This is a genomic window from Dietzia aerolata (assembly GCF_014144865.1).
Lineage (GTDB): Bacteria > Actinomycetota > Actinomycetes > Mycobacteriales > Mycobacteriaceae > Dietzia > Dietzia aerolata.
The window spans coordinates 1-8,382 of the sequence record NZ_JAALDM010000161.1; the positions used below are offsets into that span (position 1 = coordinate 1).

Below are 8,382 nucleotides of genomic sequence, written 5' to 3' on the forward strand. Positions count from 1 at the left end.
CGACCGGGATCGTGACGACCCTTCCCTCACTGGAGGAGATCCTCGACGACATCGCCCGCGGCGAGGAGATCGACACCGCCGGGCTCGCCGACGCCCTGGCCGACCCGGGGCCCGCAGGCGACTACAGCGAGGCGGGGGCCGCACGCATCGCCGAACTCGCCGGGATCGTGGCCGGGCTGAGGGCACGGGCATCGGCCCCACCGGCACGACTGGTCGCGGCCGCCGAGAAGGCTCTCGGTCTCGACGCCGAGGTGCGGCTACGCCAGCGGACAGGGCAGGGCGATGCCCGCGAGCAACTCGACGAGGTGCAGGAGGTGGCAGCCGGCTTCCGGCCCGAGAACGGGACCGGACTCGACGCATTCCTGGCCTACCTCGACCTCGCCCGCAGCGTCGACAACGGACTCGCCCGCGGCGAAGTGGTCGCGGCGCCCGGTCGGGTCCAGATCCTCACCGTGCACTCCGCCAAGGGGCTCGAGTGGGAAATCGTCGCGGTGCCGCACCTGTCGGCCGGCGTCTTCCCCTCGAGCCAGGCGCCCGAGACCTCGATCAGGACCGCCACGCAACTGCCAGAACAATTGCGCGGGGATCGGGAATCCGAGGGCAACCCCGGCGGAGTGCCCGTACCCAGGCTCGACGACGTCACCGACCGCAAACTGCTGGAGACCGCACTCAAGACCCACATCGACCGCGTCAAACGCCGCTCACTCGATGAGGACCGCCGCCTGTACTACGTGGCGGTCACCCGGGCGGAACAGACCCTTATGCTGTCCGGATCGCACTGGGTCGGAACGGGAAAGAAACCCCGTGGGCCGTCAGAGTTCCTGGATGCCGCCGTCGAGGCGTGCCGGGCAGAGGAGCCAGTCGGGCGGATCGATCACCTCGTCGACACACCCAGCACCACCAACCCCGCCACCGCCGTCCGGATCGAGGCCACCTGGCCCAGGCAGGTATCCAGCGAACTCGTGGACACCGCCCGCGCGGTGGACGCGGCGGCACCGGTCGACGCAGAGAACCAGGACGCGCCAGAGGCCGGTGCCGCGCGGCGCTGGCACCTGGAGGCAGCACCCCTTCTGGCGGATGCCCGCCGCGACGCGGCACTGCGCGACAAGGTGATCCTGCCGCGCCGACTCACGGCGGGCGAGGTCGTGGCGATGGCGGCCAACCCGACAGCGTTCGCGGACCGACTCCGCCGCCCTGTGCCGTTTCGTCCCGACCGCTTCGCGCGCCGGGGAACCCGGTTCCACGCCTGGCTCGAGCACCGGTTCGGGGCCACCCACCTGCTCGACATCGACGATCTGCCCGGAGCCGGTGACCAGGGCAGCGATGACGGTCTCTCGGAAGAGGACTTCATCGCTCTACAGGAGTCGTTCGAGAGATCACGGTGGGCGCGAATGACACCGCAGGCGGTCGAGGTGCCGTTCGAGGTGGGCCTGGGCGATCACCTGCTGCGTGGCCGGATGGACGCCGTGTTCGCCGACGGCGACGGCTGGGTGGTGGTGGACTGGAAAACCGGGCGCGTGCCCGCCACCGCGGACATGCCGGCCATCGCGTTGCAACTCGCGGTCTACCGCTACGCCTGGGCGCAGATCCTGTCCGGGCGGCTGGGCCGGGACGTACCGCTCGACCGCGTCCGTGGCGCATTTCACTACGTCCGCCCGGGGCGGACCATCGAGCCCGCCGACCTTCCCGATGCCGACGAGCTGCTGCAGCTTCTTGCCGCCGGGCCGCGAACGTAGCGGCATCCGGCCGCCGGGCGTTGTTCTGGTGTGTGTTGTCCCCGGGGCGGCGCGTAGGTGAGGATTGCGGATCTAAGGTGAGATGTCTTCTCAAGTGAGCCCGTCACGGAAACGGAGTGGCCGATGGTGAGGAAACGCGGACTCGCGTCCCGGTTCCGCGACGACGACCCGATCGACCAGAGCCCCGACCACGTCCTCGTGGGCGTGGTGAGCATCCCGGAGAACGCCGAGAGCCCCTGGAGGCTCATCAGCAAGCGGATCTTCATGGCCTTCCTCGCGCTGCTCCTGGCCGCACTCGTCGTGTATTTCGATCGTGGCGGCTATGACGGTGGGGGCGGCCCGGACGGCAAGGTCACGTTCATCGACGCGGTCTACTACGCCACGGTCTCGCTGTCCACCACCGGATACGGGGACATCACGCCGGTCACCCAGCAGGCGCGGCTTCTCAACACCGTGATCATCACGCCACTGCGGGTGGTCTTCCTCATCCTGCTGGTCGGTACCACGCTGTCCGTGCTCACCGAGCAGTCCCGCCAAGCATTCAAGATCCAGCGCTGGAGGAGTTTCGTGCGCAATCACACCGTCGTCGTCGGCTACGGGACCAAGGGACGGTCCGCGACGGCCGCCATGCTCGCTGACGACACGTCGCCCGATGACATCGTCGTCGTCGACACCGATCCGCAAGCACTCAAGGCCGCGGCCGCCCGCGGCCTCGTCACGGTCCAGGGCTCGGCGACCCGCTCCGACGTCCTCAAACTCGCCGGGGTGACCCGCGCGGCGGCCGTCGTCGTCGCCACTAATTCCGACGACACCGCGGTGCTGGTGACCCTCACCGCGCGCGAACTCGCACCCAACGCCAAGATCGTCGCCACCGTCCGTGAGTCGGACAACAGGCACCTGCTCAAGCAGTCCGGTGCGGACTCCGTGGTGGTGTCCGCCGAGACCACCGGGCGGCTCCTCGGGTTGGCGACCATCACGCCGACCGTCGTGGGCATCATGGAGGACCTGCTGACCCCCGACGAGGGCTTCTCGATCTCCGAGCGGCGGGTCGAGGAATCCGAGGTCGGTGGCTCGCCCCGGCACCTGACCGAGCTCGTCTTGGGAGTCGTGCGCAAGGGCCAGCTCATCAAGGTCAACGAACCGGAGGCCGACGCGCTGGAGTCGGGCGATCGGCTCCTCTACATTCGTATGATCGCCGGCTGACCGAGCATCACGGCATGTCGACGGTGGTCGCGGACTAGGCTTGTGTCCGCCCCATTACCCCTCGAATAGGACTTTCCACGATGCCGTTGGACTTCCAGTTGGACAGCGACCCGGTGCTGTCCGTCGCCGCCCCCGACCGTGCCGCACCGCTGCGGCGGCATGACGAGGCGCTTGCCGCGGGGTGGCTCGAGGCGCGGGTGATGCGGGTGGATCGACGCAACAGGTTCGCCATCGAACCCGACCCCGGCGGTGCCGCGCGCATCCTTCTCGAACCGGCGATACTGTACGCCGATGAGCTGCCGCCGGACGCGGTGTTCCTCGGCCGCACCGATGATGAACGGCACATCTGGGCCGTCACCGTCGAGGACTTGCCCGACGACCCTGCCGTGACCAACCTCCGCCGCAGCGGTGCCGACCTGATCGACGGCCACGGATCGCTGGCCTCCCAGGCGGTTGCACTTCTCGGCTGGCACCGCGACAACGTGCGGGGTCGCGACCCGCAACACCACCCGCGGCGCACGGAGGCCGGATGGGCGATCGAGGACCCCTTTCACGGCAACCCCGAATACCCGCGAACCGACCCGGCCGTGATCTGCCTGGTCCACGACGGTGGTCGGAGGGTGCTGCTCGCGCGACAGCCGATCTGGCCCGCCGGGATGTACTCGCACGTCGCCGGGTTCGTCGAGGCCGGAGAATCACTCGAAGGCTGTGTGCGCCGCGAGGTCGAGGAAGAAGTCGGCGTGGTGGTGGACCGGGTGCGCTACCTGGGCAGTCAGCCCTGGCCGTTCCCGCGCTCACTCATGGTGGGATTCCACGCCACGGCCGACCCGGACGCTCCGATCATCCTCGAGGACGAGGAGATCAGCGAAGCCGCCTGGTTCGACGTCGACGAGGTGCGGGCCGCGCTGAAGGGCACCGGAGACCTGATGATCGCACCGGCGGTGTCCATCGCGCACGTGATGCTGCGCTCGTGGGTCGCGGCGTTCGACCGCGAGAACGGCGTCTGACACTCACGACGTCGGCGTCAACGTCGGGTGGCGGGGGATGGCTCCTGACGACGACGCCGGTGCCCGACCGCGAGGGTCAGGCACCGGCGGGCTGGCCGATCGGTATCCGGTGGGCCGAGCCGATCAGGCTCCGGCGAGCTCGGCGAGCTTGGCGCGCACCTGGGAGGCGGGGGGATTGGTGGCGGTGGTGCCGTCCGAGTACAGGGCGGTGGGAACGACTCGGTTGCCGTCGTTGACGCTCTCGACGAAGGCTGCCGCTTCGGCATCGTCCTCCACGTCGATCTCCGCGTAGCTGATCTCCTTCTCGTCGAGCAGCTTCTTCAGCCGGTTGCAGAAGGGGCACCACGTGGTGGTGAACAGGGTCAACGGCTCGGTGGTCTCAGGGGCAGTCACATCACTCATGTCACGGTCCAACGCCTGCGGTCCGGTGAATCATCCCCGGGGGAGACCGTGACGGACCTCTGTGGGGGCAGCCCGGGGCGAAGATGTCGGACGAAGATGCCACGATGGGGGCGTGAGTGACATGCAGCGGGGAGGCGGAGTGGGCGGGCACCAGGACGCGCAGCAGGACGGCGGTCGACAGGCCGGGTCGCGTGCAGGCGGGGCCGGCGCCGTACTCGACGGACTCGACCCGCAGCAGCGTCAGGCCGTCCTGGCCCCGCGTGGCCCGGTGTGCATTCTCGCCGGTGCCGGCACGGGCAAGACCAGGACCGTCACCAGACGGATTGCGCACCTGGTCAACACCGGGCATGTCCGGGGCGACCAGGTTCTGGCCGTGACGTTCACCGCCCGGTCCGCCGGCGAACTGCGGATGCGGCTGGCCGGACTCGGCGTCGCGGACGCTGGAACCGGACCCGTGCAGGCGAGAACGTTCCACTCCGCCGCGCTGCGGAACCTGTCGTACTTCTGGCCCCGCGTATACGGGGAAGAGCCCTGGCAGTTGCTGGACGGACAGTTCCGGGCAGTGGCACAGGCCGTGCGTCGGGTGGGACTGGATCCGAGTACAGAGACGATCCGTGACGTCCTCACCGAGATCGGTTGGGCAAAGTCCAGCCTGCTCACGCCGGACACCTACGCCGACCAGGCGCTCGTCCTGGGGCGTGACGTCCCCGTGCCCGCCCCCGAGGTCGCGCGTGCTTTCCGGGCGTACGAGGACCTCAAGGTCTCGGGCCCGGTCCGAATGCTGGACTTCGACGACCTGCTGGGGCATATGGCCGACCTCATCGAGGACGTGCCGGCGATCGCGGAGGAGTTCCGGGACCGCTACCGATGCTTCGTGGTGGACGAGTTCCAGGACGTCACCCCAGCTCAGCAGCGGCTGCTGTCCGCCTGGCTCGGTAGGCGCGACGATCTCACCGTGGTGGGGGATGTCAACCAGACCATCTACTCGTTCGCCGGAGCCGAGCCCGATTTCCTCCTGGGCTTTGCCAACCGGTATCCGAACGCCACCGTGGTTCGGCTGGAATCCGACTACCGGTCCACCCCGCAGGTGGTCGAGTTAGCCAACACCGTGATCGAGGGCGGCGCCGGCCGGTTCCGCAGCGCAGGGCTGACACTCAAAGGCATGCGGGCACCGGGCCCCGAGCCACAGCTGACCGAGTACTCCGACGAAGATGCCGAGGCCGAAGCCGTGGCAGCTGCGGTCGCCGACCTGGTCCACGGCGGCCTGGACCCGTCCGAGGTGGCGGTGCTGTACCGGGTCAACGCCCAGTCCGAACGGATTGAGGCGGCACTCGATCAGGCCGGGATCGGCTACCGCCTCAAGGGCGGGGAGGGCTTCTTCGAGAGGCCGGTGATCCGGCGGGCCATGTCCGCGATCGACCGACTGGTCGACGGGTCCGATGAGGCCACAGCACAGGCCAGTGCCCAGATCACAGGTCCCACCGAGGTCGCAGCGACGATCCGTCAGGTGCTGGAGCCGCTGGGGCTGACCGCCGCAGAACCGGCCGGTACCCAGGCCCGCGAGACCTGGAACGCACTGAACGCCCTGGTCGGTCTCGCCGAGGAGATCGCCGGCACCGAGAGTCGTCCAGGCTTGTTGCCCGTGGTGGCGGGACTCCGGGAGCGCGCAGCGGCCAGGCACGCCCCCGATGAGCGCGGGGTGACACTGGCCTCGATCCACGCCGCCAAGGGTCTGGAATGGGATGCCGTGTTCCTCATCGGCGTCCATGAGGGCAGCCTGCCCATCAGTCACGCGATCAACTCCGGGCCCGATGCCATCGAGGAGGAGCGGAGACTCCTGTACGTGGGCATCACCCGTGCACGCGAGCACCTGTCTCTGTCGTGGAGCCGCAGTCGGCGTGCAGGCGGTCGCGCCACCCGCCGAGCGAGCCGGTTCCTCGACCCGGTCCGACCCACTGTCGATCCGTCGGCGACCCGGCGTACGTCCGACTCGTCAGACAAAGGCCGGTGTCGGGGCTGCGGGGAGAAGCTCACCGGGCCGATGCATCGCGCACTGGGACTGTGCCCCGAGTGTTCGGTGGAGGTGGACACCGGGCTGTTCGACCGACTGCGGGAGTGGCGCAAGGACACCGCCGAGCGAATCGGCAAACCCGCCTACACCGTGTTCACCAACGACACGCTGGCGCAGATCGCCAGCCAGCGGCCTGCGGACAGTCGGTCGCTCGGCCGGATCAGCGGGATCGGCGCCCACAAACTGGGCGAATACGGCGACGACGTCCTGAGGATGGTCCGCGAGGGCTGAGCACGGTGGTGGCCGACGGCCCGCCCGGACACCGGCCCCGAGCGCCGGGCCTCGACCGCTGGATACCGGGCGCCGGGCTCAGTCCTCGTCGGCGAAGATCTCCGGCATCCAGCGACGCACGATCTGCTGATACGGCGCGGTCGCCTGAAGCTGGCACAACATGCCCACCGACGCCGACAGGACCCGGTGGATCAGGACGTACTCGCGAGGCAGGGTGAAGGACCGCGCTGTACGGAACTCCCGGCCCGAGAAATCGCCGTAGACGGCGAGGATGCCCTGCATCCAGGCGCGGTCGAACTGGAACGACGGCTCCCGCATCGGCTCGATGAACGGCCCCAGGAACGCCATCGCATCCGCGGAATCCATTCCGCCTCTGCCCATGTAGCCGGCCCGGGTCATCAAGGCCACCAGATCGTCGCCCCGGTTCTCCAGGGCCAACCGCATCATCGAGGTCAGCACCGAGGGGAACCCGTTGGGCAAGGGGATGGACGCTCCGAAGTCCAGAACGACCATCCGGCCGTCATCGCCCAGCAGGAAGTTCCCCGGGTGCGGGTCGCCGTGCATCATCCCCACCCGCGACGGGGAACTGAACTGGAACTCTGAGAGCAGCTCGGCCGTCCGATTACGTTCCTCCGGGGAGCCCTCGGCGGCGATCTTGCTCAGGGCCCGACCGTTCGCCCACTCGGTGACCAACACCTTGGGCGCAGACGCCAGCACCGACGGCACCCGAATCAGGGGATCGCCGGCGAACTCGGCGGCGAACACGCGCTGGGTATCGGCCTCGAGGCGGTAGTCGAGCTCCGAGACGGTGCTCTCGTACAGCTCGTCAATCACGCCCTTGACGTCGGTGCCGGGGTTGAGTGGCCGGAGGAGCGGGGCGAGGCGGCGAAGCTGCTTGAGATCGGAACGCAACGCCTCGTCAGCACCCGGGTACTGGATCTTGACCGCCACCTCGCGGCCGTCGGACCACACGGCGCGGTGCACCTGGCCGATCGACGCAGCGGCCGCCGCCTGACCGTCGAACTTCGCAAACCGCTCACGCCACTTCAGCCCCAACTGGGCGTCCAGGATCTTCTCGACCTCGTCCGCCGGCAGCGGCGGGGCCTCGGACTGGAGCTTGGTGAGCGCCTCGCGGAATGGCTCGGCGTACTTGTCGGGCATCCCGGCCTCGAACACGCTCAGCGCCTGGCCGACCTTCATGGCGCCACCCTTGAGCTCACCCAGGACGGCGAACACCTGCTCAGCGGCCTGATCTGCGAGTTCCTCGGTCAGGTCACCGTCGCCGCGGCCCAGTGCGCGGCGACCGAGCGACCCGGCGGCACGCCCGGCGATACCCAGCGGGAGACCCGCGAGGCGGGCGGCGCGGCGGGAGGAAGTGCGGGGAAGTTCTGACACGCCATAATCATGACAGAGGAGGGGCCATTGTCGCCGCTCCACAGTCGCAGCCAGGAACTACCGGCCATTCCAGCCGTTTCCATAGCCCCTCTGCCGGGTTGATCTCCACCGTGGCGCCGACGGTCTGCATCGGCGCGTCCGGCTGACGGGTCGCGGAGACCTCGGCCAACACCAGCGCCGCGGCGGCGGTCAGGGCCGGGACGCCGGCCTCGGGCGCATGGTCGACGAGCTGGGCCGCGACATACGGCCACCGCGGATCCTGCTCCGCCCGGAACATGTCGGCGCACCGCAGGCAGGAACTGGCGCCCGGGACCACAGTGGGCCCCACGACCACCCG

6 protein-coding genes and 1 pseudogene are annotated in these 8,382 nt (G+C 69.3%); 4 read left to right on the forward strand and 3 right to left on the reverse strand.

What is annotated here, in order from left to right; all coding sequences use genetic code 11:
* The 3 genes from G6016_RS10355 to nudC all read left to right on the forward strand — a co-directional run.
* The coding region (locus tag G6016_RS10355; RefSeq protein ID WP_182632579.1) for a 3'-5' exonuclease at positions 1-1,736 on the forward strand (1,736 nt) is incomplete at its 5' end.
* A gap of 123 nt (positions 1,737-1,859) precedes the next feature.
* The gene (locus G6016_RS10360; RefSeq protein WP_182632580.1) at positions 1,860-2,939 is read left to right on the forward strand and encodes a potassium channel family protein; all 1,080 of its coding nucleotides are present in this window, start codon (positions 1,860-1,862) and stop codon (positions 2,937-2,939) included.
* 80 nt (positions 2,940-3,019) lie between these two features.
* Positions 3,020-3,946 carry an NAD(+) diphosphatase gene (gene nudC, locus G6016_RS10365; protein WP_182632581.1) on the forward strand — a complete coding sequence of 309 codons (927 nt, stop codon included), beginning with the start codon at positions 3,020-3,022 and terminating at the stop codon, positions 3,944-3,946.
* 123 nt (positions 3,947-4,069) lie between these two features.
* Here the strand turns inward: nudC and G6016_RS10370 are convergent, their stop codons facing one another.
* On the reverse strand, positions 4,070-4,348 hold the full coding sequence (locus tag G6016_RS10370; RefSeq protein WP_182632582.1) for a mycoredoxin: 279 nt from the start codon (positions 4,346-4,348) through the stop codon (positions 4,070-4,072).
* 121 nt (positions 4,349-4,469) lie between these two features.
* Here G6016_RS10370 and G6016_RS10375 point away from each other — a divergent pair, with 121 nt between their 5' ends.
* Complete coding sequence (locus tag G6016_RS10375; protein WP_182632584.1) at positions 4,470-6,650, forward strand: ATP-dependent DNA helicase UvrD2; 2,181 nt, start codon at positions 4,470-4,472, stop codon at positions 6,648-6,650.
* A gap of 78 nt (positions 6,651-6,728) precedes the next feature.
* Here the strand turns inward: G6016_RS10375 and G6016_RS10380 are convergent, their stop codons facing one another.
* Positions 6,729-8,045: an AarF/UbiB family protein gene (locus G6016_RS10380; RefSeq protein WP_182632583.1), complete on the reverse strand. Its 1,317-nt coding sequence runs from the start codon at positions 8,043-8,045 to the stop codon at positions 6,729-6,731.
* A 7-nt stretch (positions 8,046-8,052) separates the two neighbouring features.
* Positions 8,053-8,382, reverse strand: a pseudogene (locus G6016_RS10385) (hypothetical protein); the annotation flags it as partial.